This window comes from Achromobacter sp. 413638, from assembly GCF_043119405.1.
GTDB lineage: Bacteria > Pseudomonadota > Gammaproteobacteria > Burkholderiales > Burkholderiaceae_B > Achromobacter.
Genome location: NZ_JBICCO010000116.1, coordinates 1 through 19,196 on the forward strand (window position 1 = coordinate 1; position 19,196 = coordinate 19,196).

Annotated in this window: 20 protein-coding genes; 10 read left to right on the forward strand and 10 right to left on the reverse strand. The window is 63.6% G+C overall.

The genetic code is table 11. The annotated features are described in order from the left end of the window. The first annotated feature begins 614 nt into the window (after nucleotides 1-614). Nucleotides 615-929: a DUF736 domain-containing protein gene (locus ACEU5R_RS29645; RefSeq protein WP_001273857.1), complete on the forward strand. Its 315-nt coding sequence runs from the start codon at nucleotides 615-617 to the stop codon at nucleotides 927-929. 312 nt (nucleotides 930-1,241) lie between these two features. Here the strand turns inward: ACEU5R_RS29645 and ACEU5R_RS29650 are convergent, their stop codons facing one another. Next, nucleotides 1,242-1,535, reverse strand: a complete 294-nt coding sequence (locus ACEU5R_RS29650) for a helix-turn-helix domain-containing protein (protein WP_006379425.1) — start codon at nucleotides 1,533-1,535, stop codon at nucleotides 1,242-1,244. Nucleotides 1,536-1,822: 287 nt separating this feature from the next. Between ACEU5R_RS29650 and ACEU5R_RS29655 the strand changes: the two genes are divergently transcribed. The 9 genes from ACEU5R_RS29655 to ACEU5R_RS29695 all read left to right on the forward strand — a co-directional run bounded on the left by ACEU5R_RS29655 (nucleotide 1,823) and on the right by ACEU5R_RS29695 (nucleotide 9,281). Next, nucleotides 1,823-2,170, forward strand: a complete 348-nt coding sequence (locus tag ACEU5R_RS29655; protein WP_016487838.1) for a DUF2958 domain-containing protein — start codon at nucleotides 1,823-1,825, stop codon at nucleotides 2,168-2,170. Nucleotides 2,171-2,512: 342 nt separating this feature from the next. Beyond that, nucleotides 2,513-3,283, forward strand: a complete 771-nt coding sequence (locus ACEU5R_RS29660; protein ID WP_003092318.1) for a DUF2285 domain-containing protein — start codon at nucleotides 2,513-2,515, stop codon at nucleotides 3,281-3,283. Between the two features lie 111 nt (nucleotides 3,284-3,394). Next, nucleotides 3,395-3,679 (forward strand): AlpA family transcriptional regulator, encoded by a 285-nt coding sequence (locus ACEU5R_RS29665; RefSeq protein ID WP_001247107.1) that lies wholly within the window; start codon nucleotides 3,395-3,397, stop codon nucleotides 3,677-3,679. A 14-nt stretch (nucleotides 3,680-3,693) separates the two neighbouring features. Beyond that, complete coding sequence (locus ACEU5R_RS29670; protein WP_003092315.1) at nucleotides 3,694-4,551, forward strand: replication initiator protein A; 858 nt, start codon at nucleotides 3,694-3,696, stop codon at nucleotides 4,549-4,551. A gap of 241 nt (nucleotides 4,552-4,792) precedes the next feature. Then, nucleotides 4,793-5,431 (forward strand): ParA family partition ATPase, encoded by a 639-nt coding sequence (gene parA / locus ACEU5R_RS29675; RefSeq protein ID WP_003092312.1) that lies wholly within the window; start codon nucleotides 4,793-4,795, stop codon nucleotides 5,429-5,431. Further along, nucleotides 5,428-5,691: a hypothetical protein gene (locus ACEU5R_RS29680; protein WP_000147048.1), complete on the forward strand. Its 264-nt coding sequence runs from the start codon at nucleotides 5,428-5,430 to the stop codon at nucleotides 5,689-5,691. The genes parA and ACEU5R_RS29680 overlap by 4 nt, the downstream gene beginning before the upstream one ends. Beyond that, complete coding sequence (locus ACEU5R_RS29685) at nucleotides 5,688-6,245, forward strand: DUF2840 domain-containing protein (RefSeq protein WP_023093372.1); 558 nt, start codon at nucleotides 5,688-5,690, stop codon at nucleotides 6,243-6,245. Before ACEU5R_RS29680 ends, ACEU5R_RS29685 begins: the two co-directional genes overlap by 4 nt. Continuing rightward, on the forward strand, nucleotides 6,242-6,829 hold the full coding sequence (locus tag ACEU5R_RS29690) for a S26 family signal peptidase (protein WP_003092304.1): 588 nt from the start codon (nucleotides 6,242-6,244) through the stop codon (nucleotides 6,827-6,829). The genes ACEU5R_RS29685 and ACEU5R_RS29690 overlap by 4 nt, the downstream gene beginning before the upstream one ends. 448 nt (nucleotides 6,830-7,277) lie before the next feature. Next, a complete protein-coding gene (locus ACEU5R_RS29695; RefSeq protein WP_000132148.1) occupies nucleotides 7,278-9,281 on the forward strand; it encodes a relaxase/mobilization nuclease and DUF3363 domain-containing protein in 2,004 nt (667 codons plus the stop codon). 66 nt (nucleotides 9,282-9,347) lie between these two features. Here ACEU5R_RS29695 and ACEU5R_RS29700 read toward each other — a convergent pair whose 3' ends face one another. From ACEU5R_RS29700 to ACEU5R_RS29740, 9 genes are all read right to left on the reverse strand, one after another. Continuing rightward, on the reverse strand, nucleotides 9,348-9,947 hold the full coding sequence (locus ACEU5R_RS29700) for an ABC-type transport auxiliary lipoprotein family protein (protein WP_003124411.1): 600 nt from the start codon (nucleotides 9,945-9,947) through the stop codon (nucleotides 9,348-9,350). A gap of 92 nt (nucleotides 9,948-10,039) precedes the next feature. Continuing rightward, complete coding sequence (locus tag ACEU5R_RS29705; protein WP_000433686.1) at nucleotides 10,040-10,969, reverse strand: MlaD family protein; 930 nt, start codon at nucleotides 10,967-10,969, stop codon at nucleotides 10,040-10,042. Nucleotides 10,970-11,060: 91 nt separating this feature from the next. Further along, nucleotides 11,061-11,882, reverse strand: a complete 822-nt coding sequence (locus ACEU5R_RS29710) for an ABC transporter ATP-binding protein (protein ID WP_023093371.1) — start codon at nucleotides 11,880-11,882, stop codon at nucleotides 11,061-11,063. Next, nucleotides 11,879-13,036, reverse strand: coding sequence for an ABC transporter permease (locus ACEU5R_RS29715; RefSeq protein ID WP_000063629.1), 1,158 nt, complete (start codon nucleotides 13,034-13,036; stop codon nucleotides 11,879-11,881). Before ACEU5R_RS29715 ends, ACEU5R_RS29710 begins: the two co-directional genes overlap by 4 nt. Then, nucleotides 13,033-13,653: a DUF3313 family protein gene (locus ACEU5R_RS29720; RefSeq protein ID WP_000837791.1), complete on the reverse strand. Its 621-nt coding sequence runs from the start codon at nucleotides 13,651-13,653 to the stop codon at nucleotides 13,033-13,035. Before ACEU5R_RS29720 ends, ACEU5R_RS29715 begins: the two co-directional genes overlap by 4 nt. Nucleotides 13,654-13,668: 15 nt before the next feature. Then, nucleotides 13,669-14,016: a multidrug efflux SMR transporter gene (locus tag ACEU5R_RS29725; protein ID WP_038421338.1), complete on the reverse strand. Its 348-nt coding sequence runs from the start codon at nucleotides 14,014-14,016 to the stop codon at nucleotides 13,669-13,671. 80 nt (nucleotides 14,017-14,096) lie between these two features. After that, nucleotides 14,097-17,201, reverse strand: coding sequence for an efflux RND transporter permease subunit (locus ACEU5R_RS29730; RefSeq protein WP_003092293.1), 3,105 nt, complete (start codon nucleotides 17,199-17,201; stop codon nucleotides 14,097-14,099). Between the two features lie 24 nt (nucleotides 17,202-17,225). Continuing rightward, nucleotides 17,226-18,257 carry an efflux RND transporter periplasmic adaptor subunit gene (locus tag ACEU5R_RS29735; RefSeq protein WP_225984323.1) on the reverse strand — a complete coding sequence of 344 codons (1,032 nt, stop codon included), beginning with the start codon at nucleotides 18,255-18,257 and terminating at the stop codon, nucleotides 17,226-17,228. Between the two features lie 131 nt (nucleotides 18,258-18,388). Next, entirely contained in the window at nucleotides 18,389-19,030 is a 642-nt protein-coding gene (locus tag ACEU5R_RS29740; protein WP_023093369.1) for a TetR/AcrR family transcriptional regulator, read from the reverse strand. Nucleotides 19,031-19,196 lie beyond the last annotated feature (166 nt).

Sequence of the window (19,196 nt, forward strand, 5' to 3'; positions counted from 1 at the left end):
ACCCCCCCACCCCACGGGGGGCGGCGCCCCCCCCCCCCCCCCACGATTCGACCGAGCCCCGCCGCAATGGGCGGGGCTGGTGTGGCTACGCCCCGGCTTGCTGCGGCAGGTTGCACGAAAGCGTGCCGTCCCCGACGCTGGCGGTTCGTTGTCTGTACGTCACGAAAGACGGTTCACCGACACGCCGCCCAGCCTCGCTTCTATGGAGCTTCCACACCACGCCTCAGTATGTGGCCGTGAGCTGCGGCAGGGGCGCTCTGGCCTTGTCGTCGGGGCATTGACCTGGCCCGCGTCAGGGCGCAAGCCGGTGCAGCCGTCACGCGGGGATGCCGAGTTGGCCACGTCTCCATTCGGGAGCGGGCGGCCTGTGCGTCCTTGTCTTGTTGTGAATCCTGGCGGTGGCGCGGCTGCGCCTTGTGCTTGATGGCCGCAACCTTGCAGCGAAAACAATTTCCCCTGCGCTGCGCGCATTCCTCGCGGGACAAATTCTTTTCGCTTCCAGGTTCTCCACGTTGTTGCGACCGCTGTGCGGTGCGACCAGCCCATCCCCCGCCGGCCGGATCACAACAAGGACGCACTGGCGCGACCTTGTTCAACCCGAAAGGAGAAACATCATGGCTAACATCGGCACCTTCACCGCAGAGAAAGACGGCTTCACCGGCACGCTTCGCACCCTGACGCTCAACGTCAAGGTCAAGCTGGTTCCCAACGACAAGGGCGACACCGAGAACGCCCCCGACTTCCACCTGCAAGCGGCTGGCCACGAAGTCGGCGCAGCGTGGAAGAAGACCAGCGAGGCCGGGCGGGAATACCTGTCCGTATCCATCGACGACCCTTCGTTCCCGGCGACGGTCTATGCCCGCCTGATCGAGAACGAGGACGGCACGCACGACCTGATCTGGTCGCGCAACAAGCCGAAGGCGGCCTGACAGCCGCTTACCGCGTCCCGCCCACTGCGGCGGGGCGCGATGCTGCTGATCGCAGCACCGCACGCGCAGGATTTCTGCTGCTGCCGCGTGCTGGATACGCCCGTCACGGCGGGCCTGCATGCGTGCCTTGTGGCTCGCAATCCGTGTCAACGAGCGGTGTGTGGCGTGTCGGCGCTGTAAGCGCCGCCGGGCTTTCGGGCTTCGCCCCGTGCCGGCAAGCCGTCACGGCCATCCGGCTTCAATCCCTCACGCCTTCGCGCCTGCGGCGCTGCGCGCTCCGCTTGCTGCAATTCAGTACCACACGCCAACGCGCTAAGGCGTGTCGGGCTCTTCCAATATCGCCCTGAGTTCCTGGCGCACCTGTGCCAGCAATTCATCAGCTTCGCGGGTGCTGTCACCGGCATAAGCCAATGTGAGCAGCGTGAGCGGATGCACTTCCATGACCTCGCACAGATCGGCCAGCTTCTGGATGGTTGGGCTTTTCAGGTCGCGCTCCAGCGTGCTCATGTAGGTGCGACTGGACACGTTGGAGAACGCTTCCTGGCTCAAACCACGCGCCTTCCTTACCGTCCGAATCGCCGCTGCCAATGAGTTCTTCGCTGCCACCTATGGTTTCCCCAAAAAACCAAGATGACAGCCCATTGCGCCCTATAGGACTACAATCTATAGTGTTCATTTGGTGGTGATGTTTTCCTTTTCCGTGCTTTTACGGAGATCCGCATCTGCGGATTTCCTCAGACCCAGGGAACCGCATCCGTGTCTTTCCTGACTTCCACCAATACGCCTTCGTGCCTCTCCGCTTTTGCGGCTTCGTGCGCTTGCGCATACGTGCATCCGTCCGCAGGCACAGATGCGCCTCGGCGATTGCGTGTGTTCGTGGAAGGGGCGCGGCCTTGACCACGCTTGTCACCGAGGAAGACCGGGTGCACCTACTGGCCCACGGCCTCACCCGCGCCGCAGGCCAGGAATGTGACCCGCTGCCCGTGGTGCGCCTGTTCACACCGGACGCACATGCGACCTGGCTATTGGCCGCGCTCGATCCGACCGATGGCGATACGGCCTACGGCCTGATCGACCTCGGGATCGGGATGCCTGCCCTGGCGACGGTGAAGCTGTCCGATCTGGCGTCCATCGTCGGGCCGCTCAAGCAGCCCGTGATACGAGATCGGTATTTCCAGCCGACGCGGCCGCTGTCGGAATACGTTCGACTGGCTCAGGAAAACGGTTCGATCACCGATTGACGCATTCCAGCGCGACCAGGCAAAAAGTATCGCATTGTGACTATTTCGGTCTTAGCCAAGACCTGGCAAGTCTTGATCCGCATGCTTGCACCAGGGTGGTGCGCTCCTGACCAAAACAGTCATGATGCCAGGCGCGAGATTCGGCACGGTGTTCAATGCTGCACCCCATTTCCGGGCGGTGCAGTCGTCGCATTTAGACGATTTCGGCAATGCACTGGAGCGAATCTGTCTTGACACCAGCAGTTAAAGCGTAACCCGAGTTTGATGACCACTTGATGGCGATTCGATAGCTCCCGCACAGCGGAATTGTGGCGACGTTCCCAGAAACAGGGAGGTTTCGCCATGACTGACCGCAGCAGCCAACACTGGTATCCCACGGCCGCGTATCTCTACACGCTGCACCTCGATGGCCCAGCGCTGGCTTGGGAGTATTTGCGCAGGAATCCAAGCTACCGGCGCGACTGGCTACGCCGGCGTCGCAAGCCTGATGCGGCGCAGGCCTGGGGCCTGCGCCTGCTGGAAGATCCCGGCCTGGATGCGCGCGACGCACATCCTGCTTGGTTCCCCGATCACGATGCCGTGGTGCAGCTATACCCCGACGCCGACCCACCACCCGATGCGCATACCTTCGAGTTCTGGCGCATTCCTGGGCGCAAGCAACTGACCCACGACGGCAAGCGCCTGGTGCTCGTATCGCATTGGCCAGGCTGCTGCGTTCGGCTGGCACTCGCACCCGACCTGGAAGATGGTTCGGCCTATCTCTACGCCACACGCGCCTGCGCCACGCCCTGTGCGCGCTACCGCACGCTCGCTGCGAAGCTGGATGCGCTATCTGCCGCAACCGTGGCCACGCCTGTGGCAACAGCCCGCTCCCGCCCCACGCCCGCCGCGCTGCTGGAACTGCATACCTTGCAAGCGCTCGACGCGACCCTCGCGGGAGCCTCCTTGCGCGAGGTGGGCGAAGGTCTGTTCGGCGCGGATGCCGTCGCGGCCGACTGGCACAAAGACAGTGCATTGCGTGCCCGCGTACGGCGGCTGGTACGCCGCGGCGATGAGCTGATGCACGGCGGCTACCGCCGACTAGCGCAGCTTCCAATGTTCCCGTCGCATTAGGGGGGACGTTTCTCGACCCGTGCGAATCGTCCCTTAGCAAGAAGCCTTGCTTTCTTGAGAGTGCCTCTATCCGGCCGCGTGGTGTGGCCGGGCTTGATGGAGGTACATCCCATGCGACCTGCTCCCTCGCGGCCTGCCGCCGCTGCCGTCACTGCGACCTCGCAGCCTCAACGCTACCTGACAAACGACGAAGCCGCCGACTACCTGCGGCTGTCGCCGCGCACGCTGGAGAAGCAGCGGGTGATCGGCGGCGGCCCCAAGTTCCGCAAGTTCGGCCGCCGCGTCATGTACGCGGTGTCCGACCTCGATGCCTGGGCCGACCAGCGCAGCTACGAGGCCACGTCCGATCCCGAATACGCCGAGCGCCACGCGGGCGACTACCGTGATGGCCGCTGATCGTCGGCGCGTGGGTGGCCTTCGCCATGTCCAGCCCGCCAGGGCAAGCCTTGCCGCAGCGCGAACAGCTCGATCTGTTCCGCGCGCTGCCGGGCGACATGGCGCCACGCGATTCCCAGGACTTGATGGCCTTTCCGTTCTTCTCGCTTGCCAAGTCGCGGCGCACGGCGCCGATCGACTTCCGCAGCGGGAACGTCACCATTCGCGTGGAAGGCACGCAGGAGCACGGCATCGCAACGATATGGGATGCCGACGTGCTGATATGGGCCGCCTCGCAGATCGTGGAGGCGCGCGACGCGGGCCTGCGCCCGTCGCGCTGGATACGCGCCACGCCTTACGAGATTTTGCGCTTCATCGGGCGCGGCACGTCCCTCAACGACTACCAGCGCCTGAAGGCCGCCCTCGACCGGCTGCAATCGACCACGGTGGCCACGTCCATCCGCGAAACCACGGGAAGGCGCTTGCATCGCTTCTCGTGGATCAACGAGTGGAAGGAACTCGCCGACGCCAGCGGCACCCCGCTGGGCATCGAGCTGATCTTGCCGGACTGGTTCTATGCCGGCGTGCTCGACGCCGCCCTGGTGCTGACCATCGACCCGGCCTATTTCCGCTTGAAGGGCGGTATCGAACGCTGGCTGTACCGCCTGGTGCGCAAGCATGGCGGGCGGCAGGAGCACGGCTGGCAATTCGACTTCCGACACCTGTACCGCAAATCCGGCAGCGCGGCCCGCTTCTCGGACTTCGCCTACGACGTGCGCGCCCTGGTGGCGCGGCAGTCGTTGCCCGGCTACGTCCTCGGCATCGAGCGGATGCCGGACGACAACACCGAGCTGCTGACCTTCCGGCCCGTGCCGCACGCGGCACGGGGATAACTGCGGGAGAACCTGTGGACGGCCTCGTGCTATCAGGAGTACCGGGTATCGTGCTATCAGGAGTACGACCCTCGTGCTATCAGGAGTACGAAAACGCCGGAAAGCCAACAACGGCGCGGGTTTGCGTTCCCTCTAACTTACCTAACAAGAAATACATAACTTTTAGTAGAAGCGCGCCGTTTCGGTGGACAACCACGAAACGGCACGGCCAGGCCGGCTTTCCAGCTCGGAGGGCCGCGCCATGATCTTCGCGTTTCTCAACCAGAAAGGCGGCGTCGGCAAGACCACGCTCGCCACGCACATCGCCGGCGAACTGGCGATGCGCGGCCTGCATGTCATCCTGCTGGATGCCGACCCGCAGGGGTCATCGCTCGACTGGACGCAGCGGCGTAGCCAGCAGGGCCTGCCCCGTCTGTTCAGCGCCGTGGGCCTTGCCCGCGAAACGCTGCATCAGGAAGCGCCAGAACTCGCCAGGCGGGCCGATCACATCATCATCGACGGCCCGCCGCGCATCGCCGCCCTCGCGCGTTCCGCGCTGCTGGCGGCCGAGCGCGTGCTGATCCCCGTGCAGCCCAGCCCCTACGACGTATGGGCTTCTGCCGAGATGGTCGCACTGATCCGCGAAGCACAGGTGTTCCGGCCAGCGCTGCGCGCGGCCTTCGTCATCAACCGGCGCGTCAGCACCACCATCATCGGCAGGGAGGCACGGCAATCGCTGGCCGAACAGCCGCTGCCCGCGCTGCGCTCGGAGATCCACCAGCGCATCGTCTTTGCCGACAGCGTAGCCGCTGGCCGGCTCGCCCGCGAAACCGCGCCCGACAGCGCCGCTGCCCGCGAGATCGCCGCGCTCACCGACGAACTGCTGCGGTGGCCGACATGACTGGGAAGCCACCACCACGCAGCAAGCGCGTCGGCATCGGTGCGCGTCCCCCAGCGAATCCGCACGCCGAAGCGTGGATTCGCCAGGGCGACGCAGATGCCGTGCAGAAAGGCGACCTCTACACCGCTCGACTGACGCTCGACATCACGCCCGCCATGCGGGCGCGCATCAAGGTGTCGGCCTTCACGCGAGGCGTGACCGTAGCCGAACTGCTGCGCGACCTGCTGGAGCGGGAGTTTCCCCCGGAGGGCACGCCGTGAACGCATCCGCTTCGACCGCCCACACCCCCAAAGCAAGTGCGCCCACGGCTGCGCCGCCGCCGGCGCCTTCGACACTCGCCGGCCAGGCCGGCAACGTGCCGCTGACGCGCGTGGCGCTGGCCTACATCGAACCGCGCTTCAAGCTCTACCTGCGCTTCGGCGAACCGGCGCGCACGCTCCAGCTCGACCGCTGGCGGCGCTGCGCCGTGTTCCTGCCGAACGCGGTTCTGTGCCGCATCCGTTGGCAGGCCAACGACTACGGCACGATCCGCTGGCAGCTCATGGTGATGCAGACCGCCACGCCGCTGGACGCCGTGCAGCGCATCCCCGGCGTGCAGCCGGGCGCGCGTCTGCTGCTGCACGCCGAAGGCGATGCCAACGTGCGCGCCGTGCTGGAACGCATCGACGGCATCGAGGCGCTGGGCATCGCAGCCGCAGACACATCGCCCGCGTACTGGCGCACGCTCGCGAACCGGCTCGCAGCGCGCTCGGCGCTACCCACATACACCGCAGAACGGCACGCCGCCTGGCTGGCCGGGAGGGCATTGCCATGACCACGATTTCCACGACCGGCCCCGTGCCGCATCCTCGCTCGCGCCTGCGCGCTCGCCTCGTGCTGGCAGGCTTCGCCACCGTCGGCCTCGCTGCGCTGGCCTGGGCGGCGTTCGTGCAGCCCCTGCCGCGAATGGCCTACAACCCGTCCGACAGCGTGGCGGTCGGTTGGTATCGCATCGAACCGTTCGACCCGCGCACCGCCTCGCGGCCACGTCCGCTGTCCGTGGACAGCATCGTGCTGATGCCGCTGCCCGACAGGGCCGCCATGCTGGCTGCGCAGCGCGGCTACCTGCCGACCCGCGTTCCGCTGCTCAAACGTGTGGGCGCAGTCGCGCCACAACACGTTTGCATCGTCGCCGGCCAGGTTCGCATCGACGGCGTGCCGGTGGCCGCCGCCCTGCCTGCCGACCGGCTGGGCCGGCCGCTGCCATCCTTGCAGCTTTGCCGCCGTCTCCAACCGGGCGAACTGTTCCTGTTGAGCGCGACCAACCCGGCGTCGTTCGACAGCCGCTATTTCGGGCCGGTCAGCGCGTTCGCCGTGATCGGCGTTGCGCATCCGATCTGGCTGGAGACACGTCCATGATGGCCGCCGATTCGCTGCACTTTGCCGCGCCTCTCATCGTGCCATCGGGCATGTCGTTCTACTGTTCGTCGCCGTGTCGTCGCGCGTGCAGTGCGGGTGCATTCGCACCGCACTTCGCGCTGCCTTCGGCGCAGCCGCCCAACGTGCAGGCGTCTTGCCTCGAACGCGCCTGGCCTGCGGCCATTGGCGTGTTCGCCGGCGGGCTGGCTGCTCGTGCAGCAGCGCCGCCGGGCCGCCGATGCCCGGAGCGGGAGCGAGGGGCAAAGGCGGAAGGCAAGACAAAAGGGTTCGGCACTCTGCCGCCCGCAAAGCCAGTCTGCACGTGGGGGTGGCGCGGCACGGCGCGGCTTCGCCGCCGTGCCGCGTGGGGCGCGAGGCACGCGCCGATGCAGGCATGTCCGCGTGCTTCGCACGCTCGGACACGCCGGAGCTTGCAGGGAGCACAGCCATGACCGACCGCGGCGACCATGATTTCTGGGTGCGCCCTGGCGCGCCGAAGAACCGAGGCAAAGGCCAGGGCCAGAGCTTCGTTTCCAAGGTGCTCAAGCAGGCTGGCAAGGCCAGCGGCGGCAAGTCGGCGGTGCGCCGTCCTACCGCTGGCGGGAGCGGCCAGCACGCCGGCCAGCGGCCCGGCTCACGGCTTGGACGCGGCCATACGGCGGCGCGCTTCGCAGGCGCAAAGCTGACCCCTATGTCACGGCGCGTGACCATCAAGACGCTGCTGGTCAACCAGCGCAACGCCAGTCCGCAGTCGCTCGCCAAGCACCTGCGCTACATCGAGCGCGACGGTGCCGGCCGGAACGGCGAGCCGGGCCGTGCCTACGGGCCGCAGACCGACGAAGCCGACCTCGATGCCTTCAAGGAACGCTGCCAGGACGACCGACATCATTTCCGCTTCATCGTCTCACCTGAAGACAGTGCGGAGCTGGACGACCTGCGCACCTACACCCGGCACCTGATGAACCGGATGGAGGCCGACCTGGGGACGCGGCTGGATTGGGTGGCGGTCGATCACTGGAACACCGACAACCCGCACACGCACCTGATCGTGCGCGGACGCGACGATACCGGCAAAGACCTCATCATCGCGGGCGACTACATCGCCCACGGCTTCCGCCATCGCGCCGCCGAGCTGGCGACGGAATGGCTGGGGCCGCGCACCGAACTGGAGATCCAGCAGACCTTGCAGCGCGAGGTGGAGCAAGAGCGGTGGACGAGCCTCGACCGCACGTTGCAGCGCGAGGCCGGCGAGGATGGCCGGGTGCAGATCGAACGCTTCAACGAACCCCGGCTGCAACGCCAGCGCCTGCTGCTGATCGGCCGCCTGCAACACTTGCAGCGCCTGGGCCTGGCCGACGAGGTGCAGCCCGGCACCTGGGCCGTCCATGCGGACGCGGAGAAGACCTTGCGTGCCCTGGGCGAGCGTGGCGACATCATCCGAACGATGCAGCGGGCCATGAGCGGCAAGCCTCGCGAGCTGGCGGTGTTCGAGCCGGGCGACGACGGCCGCACTATCGTCGGTCGCGTGGCTGCTAAGGGTCTGGCCGACGAGCTGCACGACCGCGGCTATCTGGTCATCGACGGGTTGGACGGCAAAGCCCACTACGTCGCGTTGGACGCCCGCGACGAGCTGGCGAACTATCCCATCGGCGCGGTGGTGGAGGTACGCGGTTCCGCCGAGGTGCGGGCGGCCGACAAGAACATCGCCACGCTGGCGAGCAATGGCCTGTACCGCACCGATCACCACCTGGCGATCGAGCAAGGCCGAGCCAAGCCCGGCCGCGACCCGCAAGAGGCTGTGGCGGCCCATATCCGCCGGCTGGAAGCCCTACGGCGGGCCGGCATCGTGGAGCGCGTGGCCGAGGGGTTATGGAAGGTGCCGGACGACTTGGCCGAGCGTGGCCGCCAGTACGACGCGCAGCGGCTGGGCGGCGTGGCGGTCGAACTGAAATCGCATCTGCCGATTGAACGGCAGGCCCGCGTCATCGGCGCGACCTGGCTGGATCAGCAGTTGATCGGCGGCGGCAAGGGACTGGGCGACCTGGGCTTTGGCGGCGATGCTAGGCAAGCCTTGCAGCAGCGCGCCGACTTCCTCGAAGAACAGGGGCTGGCCCAGCGGCGCGGGCAGCGGCTGATTCTCTCCCGGAATCTGCTGGAAACGCTGCGCAATCGGGAGCTGGCGCAGGCCGCCCAGCACATTGCCGCCGATAGCGGATTGGAGCATCGGCACGTCACAGACGGGCAGCGCGTAGCCGGCATCTACCGGCGCTCGGTCATGCTCGCCAGCGGTCGCTATGCGCTGCTCGATGACGGCATGGGATTCAGTCTGGTGCCTTGGCGGCCGATAATCGAGCCACGACTGGGGCAGCAGATCGCCGCGACTGTACGCGGCGGCGGTGTGTCATGGGAGGTTGGACGGCAAAGAGGTCCTGGGATTGGATCGGGGCCGTAGGCTGTCGTACCGAGTTAAGGTGTCGAGCAGCGTTTTGGCCCTAGCTTCTGTGCTCCGTTAAGACGACTAGTCTGTGCTTATCGACGACGCTGTGGGTGCATGGTTGCTTGCCAATTCCGGTGCAACTCGCAAACGCGCTGCCCCGACCTGAACTGCCCATTCAACGATCTGCCCGGCCAATATATCCGTGGCGACACCGAACGCGCTCACCACATCGGCCTCTCGCTTGCTGCCTGTGGCTTGGATTGCTTCGAAGCGTCTACTGGCAATAGCAGTCCGTTTGGCCGGATCGACCAGTTGCACATCGAGCCGAACCGCGGCGATCGCTTCAGTGCCGCGGTATTCGAGCTGGAACGCCCGCAGCGTACTGCGCAACTCCATATCGGCGCTCATTGGGGTGCTATCGGTAATCACGGAAGTCGACCGCCCATCGCGCATGAAGGCTTCGACGATTCGGTCACGCAGCAGCACCGGTGCGGGGTCGGCCCAACGCACTCCTTGCCAAGCCGACAAGCGACCATCGGGCTGCGCAATGAACAGCCGCTCCGAATCCAGGACGCGACTACTCTCAGGGGCGTAGACGCGCAGCGCCCCGGGTCCCGGAACGGCGCGCGGCGTACTCTCCGCCTGGGCGATGTGATAGTCGGGCAATTTGTAGGTGACCATTGGAGCTGCTTTGGGAAGCACACTGCACGCGGACAAGCCGAGTACTAGCGTCATAGTCACGGCAGCGACGGGAATCATCCTGGCGGAAGTGTTCACGGCTTGGTTTCCTCAATGTTCTCTCCACCGAGCAGGTATTGCGCCGGATTGCGATCCAGTCGGCGCAGCACGGTGTTTAGATTGGCCAGCGCCTGCTGGAGTTCGTGCATGGCAGGACCTGTGGCGGCCAAGCCCTGGTTCAGCGATTCCTGATTGTTTTGCAGTAGCGTCTCAACCCTGAAAGCGGCGCGTTCGAGGGATGCCGTTGCATCACGCGTGTTCACCATGATTTGCTTACCATCGTTATTTAGTAGCAGGTTGGCATCGCGAAGAGTGCTATTTGCTTGGCGCACGGCAGCTGTCGATTCTCTGCTTGCTTCGGTCAGATTGCTGATTAACGTCGCGATCTCGGCCCTCTGGTCAGCGACCGCGCCCGTGGTCTGTTCAAGATTCACCAGACTGCGGTGCACAAGAGCCAAATTCTCCTTCGACAGTAACTCCTGCGTGCGCAGCAAGATGCCGTTGAGTGTCGTCATGCTGTTCCCCTCACCGGAGACCAGGGATGCCATCGCCGAACGTGGTGCGAGGATCAACGGTTCCTCGTCCTCTCTCCGATCCAGCAATGGCACGTTTGGCCCACCGTCGCTCAACTCGATCACCGCGTTGCCGGTAATTCCCGTGATGACCAATTCAGCGCGGGTATCCTGCCGGACCGGGATGGTGGCATTGATGCGTACGCGCGCTATCGCCCGCCTTGGGTCTCGCGGTGAAAGAGAAAGTGCAACGACTTCGCCAATCGTGATTCCGCTGTACTGAACCTGGCTGCCGGGCGTAAGCCCGGTCACTGGCTCATCGAACATAATCCGGTAATACTGGTAATCGTGGTCGGAACGTGTGTCGCTGAGCCAAAGCGCGAAGCCAATACCAATCGCACCGAGCAGCACGACGAACAGACCAATGAATACATGATGGGCACGTGGTTCCATGATCAGACCACCTCGTTCTCAGAGTTTAAATATTGCGTGCGCCCAGCCCAATGCGTGCGCGACGGAAGAATGATGCAGATGCGGAGGGGTTTCATGGCTGCGTCTCTTGGCTGGAAGCACCAGTGGCCTGTGCGGCCGCACGGCCACGGGGGCCGTGAAAGTATTCCTGTATCCACGGGTGCTTGAAGCGCTCGACTGCCTCGATGCCGTCGTTGATGAGTACCTTCTGGTTCGCCAGGACCGCGACACGGTCGCATATGGTGTACAGCGTATCGAGGTCGTGGGTTACCAGAAACACCGTGAGGCCCAGTGCATTGCGCAGGGTCAGAATCAATTGGTCGAAAGATGCAGCCCCGATTGGATCCAGTCCTGCGGTGGGTTCGTCAAGAAACAGGATGTTCGCATCAAGCGCCAAGGCTCTCGCCAGTGCTGCTCGTTTCACCATGCCTCCGGACAACGAGGCCGGATACTTGTCTCCCGCTCCGGCAGGCAACCCCACCAAGCCCAGCTTGCTTCTTGCCAAACGCTCGGCAAGAGGCCGCGCCAGACCGACATGCTCGATCAAAGGAAGAGCGACGTTCTCCAAGACGGTCAGCGATGAATACAACGCGCCCTTCTGGAACAGAATGCCGAACCTTCGCTCCATACGCGCGCGCGCAAGCCATTGGGCTCGCAGTAGGTCGCGCCCCCCGATACGGACCACGCCCGAATGCGGCTTCTGCAGCCCGACGACGCTACGCAAGAGCACGGATTTCCCGGTGCCTGACCCTCCCACCACGCCAAGGATTTCCCCGCGCCGCACGTCCAGGTCTAGGTCCTGATGGACCTGCTGGGTTCCAAACCTGTTGTCCAGGCCGCGCACTTCAATAGCGTGTCGCACACCGTTGTCGGTGTCTTGCTTCACCGCGCTCACCAGCCCATCTCCATGAAGAACAGTGCAGCGATGGCGTCTATCAGGATCACCATGAAGATTGATTGCACGACACTAGACGTCGTGTGGTCGCCTACCGACTCAGCGCTACCGGCGACCTTGAACCCTTCATGGCAGCCGATAGCGGCGATCATCACCGCGAAGAGCGGGGACTTGCTCATTCCGACAAGAAAATGGCGCACCTCGATTTTTTCCTGCACGATGGCAAGGAACTGTGCGGGAGGAATTTCCAAGCTCAGTGCGCATACGGTGGCGCCGCCCGCAATGCCAGCCAAGATGCCTACTAAGGTGAGCAGTGGCAAGGACACAAGAAGCGCCAGCACGCGTGGCAGCACCAGTAACTCGATGGGGTCGAGCGCGTTGGAGCGAAGCGCATCGATCTCTTCATTTGCCTTCATCGAACCGATTTGGGCGGTGTACGCGCTTGCGGTACGGCCTGCAATCAATATGGCCGGGAGCAGCACTCCGAACTCGCGCATGAACGAGAAGGCGACCAGATGCACCGAGAAGATGCTCGCACCGAAGTTGGCCAGCACCGTTGCTCCCAGGAACGCCACCACCATTCCTACCATGAAGCTCAGTAGCGCCACGATGGGAATGGCGTCCACCGCTGATCGCTGGATTTGAGCGATCACCGAGGTCGCGCGCCAGCGACGCGGGTGACGAACGGTACGGCTCCATGTTTCGATGATCTGGCCCACGAACCCGGCCAGACCAAGACACGCACGACAGCCCTGTTCCAAGGTCAGGCCTATGCGTCCCAGACCGCGGAGCAGAGGATTCCCGCTCACCGCTGCTTTCTCCGTCTTCTGCTGATCGGTAGCAGCGGCGGCCAGCGCTCTCATTAGGGCGAGGCGATCCGAGGACAGATTTGGAGCTGCCTCCGGCCGGTCGAGTATCGAGTCTGGCCCGAGAATTTCCACCAGCAGAGCCGCGCCGGCGGTGTCCAGTCTCTGGACTTGCGTCCAGTCGAGTAAGGGAGTGGCGTACCCCTCGGCATGACTGATGCGGGCGGCGGACACGGATTTTGCCAGACTGGCGTAGTGCTCTATCGTCCAGTCGCCACCCGCCAGCCATTTGTGATCACCGCCGACCATGGCATCCTGCCGGAGCCAAGCCTGTGAAGCGTTGCTCATGGCTGCGTGTCCCGCCAAGCGCTGTCGATGCGCTCGATGCAGTTCGTGATCGCCGCTTTGGCATGACCCAGCAATGTGTACGAACCGGCGAACTCTTTAATGACGTTGCCGCGCTCGAAGCAACTGGCGGCAGCAACCCGGCGTCCCGTCCTTAAATCGACTGCTTCGAACTCTAGGCTGGCACCACCCGTCGTCACGGGTCCAACCAGCAGGGTCGTCATTGCATTGACTGCCCGATTCGGTGTCTGCAGTTCGGTGACCGCTACACGCACCCGAACCTGTCCCGCGCCACCTGGGGGGGCGGGACTTTTGCCTTCCTGGCGTTTCAGTTCGCTCGTCACATGGTCTAGCACTTCGCGCTGCTGCGCGTCATCGAGCCCATCGATGCGACCCGAGGCGGTCTTGATCTGCGCTTCTTCCACCACGACAGCGGCATAACGCTTGGGCTCGAATCCCGCTGCGCGGTACATCAGTACGTTCTCGTATCGTGTCGGCGATAACTTCTCGTAGTCGCCGAGAAATCCGGAGCGCGTCATGCTGTTGGTCGCGCATCCAGAGAGCGCGCCTGCTACGCAAAAAAAGATGCCGCCGCGGATCAATGCAGTTTTGCTCTTCATAATGGGTCTCCTTGATCAAACGAAACTAAGACAGGCAATGCCTGCTGCGATGAGGGCGGTGCCAGACCAGCGCGTTACCGATGCGACATCGCCTAGTAGGAGGGCGCCGACGCCCAAGTTTCCAAGTAGCCCGATTCCTGCCCAGGCTGCAGAGGCCGCGCTGATCGGAATCCGCTTGAGCGCGAACCACAAAAGTGCGCCGCTGGCCGCCATGCACGTCACTGCCACACAGAGGCCGACCCAGCGCATCGGACCGCCCGCCGTGATGGCCCGCAGGCCCAGTGGATAGCCCGCTCCTAGAACCCCTGCGGCAATGACAATCGACCAGGATTTCCAGATCAGCGGATGGGTGCTGAATCGCATAAGCCTAGCGAGACATACGCATGAAGCGTGGGTGCATACGAATTCTGAGAATGCGCAGCACGCGGCGGCTCGCAAGAGACTCATGAGCGATCTCCATGCGCGGTGGCGACACTCAGGTTCCACGGCCCAATTCGCTTGATTCCAAACAGGACTTCGTAAAGCAGCGGAATCAAGCCCAACGTCACCAGCGTTCCGAGTGCCAGCCCACCGATCATCGCGATCGCCATCCCTTTCCATAATGGTCCGGAGAAGAGCATGAGTGGCACCAGTCCCGAAATGCAGGTGACCTTGGTCATCACGATTGGACGAAGCCGTTGTATCGCGGCCCCAACCAAGGCTTCATGGCGTGGCAGGCCTTCCGCTAGCCCCTGGTCGATGCGTTCCAGCAAGAGCACGGCGTTGTTGACAATGATCCCGAACAGGGCCAGTACGCCGAAGGTCGCCATGAAGCTGAAAGGTGTGCCGGTCAGCTTCAGAGCCAATACCACGCCGATAAGCGTGAAAGGGATCGTCGCGAGGATCACACCGAGCTTGCGGAAAGAATTGAACTGCCATACGAACAGCATCAGCATCGCCAGAAATGCGAGGGGCATGTAGGTCGACAGCGCGGCGTTCGATTCGGCGGCTTCCTCGATCTCGCCGCCAAGTTCAACCGAGTAGCCCGCGGGCAGGTCCAGGGCAGCGACGCTAGGCGCCAGGCGGTTGATGATCTCCTGGGCGGTGTAAGAGGTGTTCTGTCCTTGCACGGTGATCGTGCGGATGAGATTGCGCCGTTGGATGACCGAGGGCTCGCTCGCGAGCGATACGTCTGCGACCTGAGCCAGCGTCACCGCTGGACCGCCGTTGGTGGGATAGATGAGCGTCGCGCCTACGTCTGCCGTGCTGCGACGCTCGCTTACGATACTGCGCAGGACGATCGGGACGGAGGTGTCACCGTCGCGAATAACCGAGATCGATCTGCCGCTGTAGCGGACATCCAGCCCGCCAGCGATGTCTTCAGTCGTCACGCCCGCCCGACGCGCGCGGTCCTGGTCGACCCGTACGTCGATGCGGCCAACGCGCGTATCCCAATCGTTCTTGACGTTGATGGTGCCGGGCAGCTTGCGCAGCGCTGCTTCGATTTTGGACGCGGCCCCCAACAATACCTCCTCATCCGGACCGCTGACGCGATAAATGGCAGTCCCTGACTCGGTCGCACCGAGCGAGAAACGCTTGGGCTCGGCGCGCACGTCGCCATGTGCTTGCGCAAAGTAGCTGCGGGTGCGGGCGAGGACGGCGTCGATGTCGCTCTTCGGCTTCAATGTGACAACGAAGTACGCGATGTTCGATGCCGGCAGTGGTGGATTCAGGCTAAGGATGAAGCGCGGGCCACCATCGGCGACGTAGCCGATGTGATCGGAGACTTCTGGATTGATGTTCGTGTCGCCCAGCCAACCACTGATCTGCTTCACGCGGGCGAGCGTTTCGCGCGAGTCGGTACCGGGGGCGAGCTGCACCGGAATCTGGAACTGAAGCCGGTCGGACTTGGGCATGAAATCGTACGGCAGGGTGGTGAAGCCATACAGCGCAATGGCAAGCGCCGCGATCATCGACGCTACATAGACCGCCTTATGGTGGAGCACCCACTCCAGTACGCGCCGGTAGCCACGGTAGAAGCGGGTGTCATAGGCGTCGCCCTGCTCCTGCTTGTGATGGGGTTTGGCGAAGTGGTAGCACAATAGGGGCGTGACAGTCAGGCACAGCAGCCACGAAGCGAACAACGTCAGTGCCAGCACGACCACGAGATTGTGCAGATACTCGCTCGTGGCGTTCTGGCCAAAAAAGAACGGCGAGAACACGATCACGATCACGAGCGAGGACGTGAGCAGCGGAATGGCGAGCGTGCGGCCCGCCTCGAGGCAGGCATGCTTACGATCTTCGCCACCGGCCAGGCGGCGTTCGATGTCTTCGGCAATCACAATGCCGTTGTCCACCAACAAGCCGAGCGCAATGATGATGGCGCCCATCGAGACGTTCTGAAGCTCGATGTTCATCGCGCGCATGACGATGAGTGCACTGAGGATCGTCAACGGCACGATCATGCCCACGATGATCCCGGTGCGCCAACCGAGAAATAGCACGACGACACCGAGGACGACGATGATCGTCTCCATCATGACGTGGTTCATTTTGCCCATCTCGTGCTTGACGACATCGGCCTGGAAAGTGACGTATGACAGATCGAAACCCGCCGGCAGCAGCTTCTCCTGGTCTGCAACCCGTGCTTTGAGCGCTTTTCCGAACTGCTCCACGTTCTGACCGGAGGCCATCGAAACCGCCATGACGACAGCGGGCTGGCCTTTGTAGATGGCAGCAGATTCCGGCGGATCGGCTGGCCGCACACTCACCTGCGCCAGTTCACCCAATGCGATCGTCGGCACGGGCGCCGTACTACTTTGCGGTCGTGGCAGCGCGATCGGCATTGCTCGCAGGGAGGGAGCGTCACGCACTTCGCCACTGACCGCCAAGGTTGCATTGATGCCGCCGACAACAATTTGTCCACCCGAAGCGACGACGTTCTGTTTGACGAGTTGGTCGATCACCCCCTGTGGTGTCAGCTCCAATCGCGCGAGCCTAGGCCGATCGAATTCGAGATAGACGCGCTCTTCCTGCAGGCCGTAGAAAGTGATGCGCTCAATACCAGGCACGGTGTACAGGCGGTCGCGCATCTGCTTGAGCGCGACGCGCATCTCGCTCATGGAGTAACCTGGTGCAGTGACCGCAATCGAGGCAACCGCGACGCGGCCGAAGTCTTCGTCGACGAAAGGCCCCATCGTGCTCTGTGGTAAGGCATCCTTCGAATCGGCGACCTTGGCCCGGACGCGCTGCCAGATCGGTGCCAAGTCGGTGTAGCGGTCCCAGATCGTGACCTGGATCATGGCGCTGCCTGCGCGCACGGTGCTCGTCACGCGCTTGACCTCTGCCAGTTCGCGCAAGCGCTCCTCGATCGGCCGGGCAATGAGTTGCTCAACGCGTTCGGCGGGCAGCCCCGGGTTCAACGCCGTGACCATCGCATCGCGGACCGTGACAGTCGGCTCCTCCTGAGAAGGAAAATTCAGGAAGGTCGCGATGCCGGCGACGAAAATGATGAGCGCTACAAAGTAGGTAAGTCGACTGGCGCGCAGCGCCATCTCGGTGATCTTCATGATGAAGTAACCTGGTGGATCGCGTTAGCGCTTGGTCAATTGAGTGGTGGCTTCCAGTGGTGTCACTGGCTGTCCATCGGTGAGCCATCCTCCTCCGGCGGCAACCACCGTCTCGCCGGGCTTGAGTCCAGCGAGGACGCGCGCGCTGTCTCCTTCCTGTACCGGCGTGAAGCGCACCGCGCGACGGTGCACCTTCTTATCTTCAGGGGTGTAGACGAAGACGGAAGCCTCGCCCGGCTTCGTGCCGAGCACCAGCGAGGCATAAGGTATGGATACAGTCTCGGGCCGAGAGGTCTTGGAGGTTGCCGCAGGTGCGTCGAGCACGACCTGTACGGGAATACCTGGCCGAAGTGCGCGCGCTTGCGCGTTATCTTCAGGCACTAGCACCACGGGTAGGAGCGAGCCATTTTCGGCGCGCAGACCGACACGACGTACCACCGCTCGGATTGGTTGTTCGGCTCCGCTCCAGCTCAGTTCTGCGCGTTGGCCGACATCTATGTGAGGTGCCTGTGTAGTAGACGCGTTCGCGATGATCTCAGTGCCACTGCGCACGCCGTCGACCTGAAATACCGGCGCACCAGCAGCAATGTCGGTGAACGCCAAAGCCAGCTTTTCCGCCACGACACCATCGAAAGGAGCGACGATCATCGTGCCACGTTGTGCTCGTTCGGCCAGGCCAAGCGCCGCCTTGGCAGTGCGCGCTTGACCCTCTGCGACCGCTAGCTGCGCCTTCGCGCTCTCGAACGCAGCAGGGGAGATGACTTCGCTTTCGAGCAACCGGCGCTGTTGATCTGTCTGTACACGTCGATCCATCAGGCCGGCTTCGGCGGCCGCCAGGGATGCTTGCGCTTGTGTCACGCGAAGCCGGTCAGGTTGCGCATCAAGTTCTGCCAGGACTTGGCCGCGGGAGAACCGTTCACCCACGTCGACGTTCAACTTGGCGATCCGTCCTCCTGTTTCAAATCCTAGGATGCTGCGCTCGGTTGCTCGCGCCGAGCCAGTCAATTCGATGCGAGAGCTATGCGGGAGATCCGACTGCGCGGCGGCGAGCTTCACTGCGCGCGGAGGCTCGGATACGGTGGATTGCGAGTTTCCGCACCCTGAGAGCAGAGTCGAAATGGATAGTGTGCAAGCAACCGCCAAGGAGCGCGGTGCGCACGCGGTCATGACACCGCTACGGACGCGACTCATGTGCGTCCTTTTGCCGGGACAAGTTCGAGATGGCCCGAGGCGAGATCCTGGAGCGCCCGAAAGAAATGCCGCCGCTCTGCGGGTGCGAGTATTGGCAAACCCAGAAGATCGGCGAACAGGGCGCCATCCAATGCCAGCATGATGAGTGCCGCGGTCTCGGTGCCACGCGGGGATCGACGCACGCGTTCGTACTGCACGCGGTACCACTCGCGCAGTGGGTCGAGAAGTGTTGGATCTTCCGCAGCTGCCGCGAGCAGCGCTGCGCCCATCTTCTGCATCTCGTCGTCGGGCATCGCTTCCACCTGGCTCGACAGCCAGGGGTCCGGATCTCCGGCAAACCTGCGCTCGTGATTGGCTTGTACCGCGTCGAACGCCCGGATCATCTCGTCGATCAGTGTCACGAACAAATCGCGTTTGGTCTTGAAGTGATAGAGAAACGCCCCTTTGCTCAACCCGGCCCGCACAACGACGGCGTCCAGTGTCAAGCGACTGGCACCTTCCTCCAGCACCAGTTCGCGGGCGGCCTGCAGGATGCGGTCGCGAGTTCGCTGGGCTCCTTGCTGGAGGCCGGGCTGCGCATCGGCGCTGCTATGGGCAGTGGACGGGGGGGGCAACTTTGTTTTCGCGCGGGGCGGCATGGTCGTGCTCCAAAAAAGCTTGAGTCATATACAGTCCAGACGGTATAGTAGAAGCCATACAACAGTCCGTCAAGACTTTTTCGGAACGCAAGGAGCTGCCATGTCTCAAATTCTTGAACGCTATCGCCTCATTGCCATGATTTCTCCGCTACTGCTTCTTGCGGCC

Excerpts from the sequence above, each read along its gene's own strand:
- ACEU5R_RS29700 (WP_003124411.1), bottom strand. The coding sequence starts at position 9,947 with ATGGTCACCTACAAATTGCCCGACTATCACATCGCCCAGGCGGAGAGT.
- ACEU5R_RS29730 (WP_003092293.1), bottom strand. The coding sequence starts at position 17,201 with ATGAAGATCACCGAGATGGCGCTGCGCGCCAGTCGACTTACCTACTTT.
- ACEU5R_RS29725 (WP_038421338.1), bottom strand. The coding sequence starts at position 14,016 with ATGCGATTCAGCACCCATCCGCTGATCTGGAAATCCTGGTCGATTGTC.
- ACEU5R_RS29715 (WP_000063629.1), bottom strand. The coding sequence starts at position 13,036 with ATGAGCAACGCTTCACAGGCTTGGCTCCGGCAGGATGCCATGGTCGGC.
- ACEU5R_RS29740 (WP_023093369.1), bottom strand. The coding sequence starts at position 19,030 with ATGCCGCCCCGCGCGAAAACAAAGTTGCCCCCCCCGTCCACTGCCCAT.
- ACEU5R_RS29645 (WP_001273857.1), top strand. The coding sequence starts at position 615 with ATGGCTAACATCGGCACCTTCACCGCAGAGAAAGACGGCTTCACCGGC.
- ACEU5R_RS29660 (WP_003092318.1), top strand. The coding sequence starts at position 2,513 with ATGACTGACCGCAGCAGCCAACACTGGTATCCCACGGCCGCGTATCTC.
- ACEU5R_RS29695 (WP_000132148.1), top strand. The coding sequence starts at position 7,278 with ATGACCGACCGCGGCGACCATGATTTCTGGGTGCGCCCTGGCGCGCCG.
- ACEU5R_RS29705 (WP_000433686.1), bottom strand. The coding sequence starts at position 10,969 with ATGGAACCACGTGCCCATCATGTATTCATTGGTCTGTTCGTCGTGCTG.
- ACEU5R_RS29665 (WP_001247107.1), top strand. The coding sequence starts at position 3,395 with ATGCGACCTGCTCCCTCGCGGCCTGCCGCCGCTGCCGTCACTGCGACC.
- ACEU5R_RS29720 (WP_000837791.1), bottom strand. The coding sequence starts at position 13,653 with ATGAAGAGCAAAACTGCATTGATCCGCGGCGGCATCTTTTTTTGCGTA.
- ACEU5R_RS29680 (WP_000147048.1), top strand. The coding sequence starts at position 5,428 with ATGACTGGGAAGCCACCACCACGCAGCAAGCGCGTCGGCATCGGTGCG.
- parA (WP_003092312.1), top strand. The coding sequence starts at position 4,793 with ATGATCTTCGCGTTTCTCAACCAGAAAGGCGGCGTCGGCAAGACCACG.
- ACEU5R_RS29690 (WP_003092304.1), top strand. The coding sequence starts at position 6,242 with ATGACCACGATTTCCACGACCGGCCCCGTGCCGCATCCTCGCTCGCGC.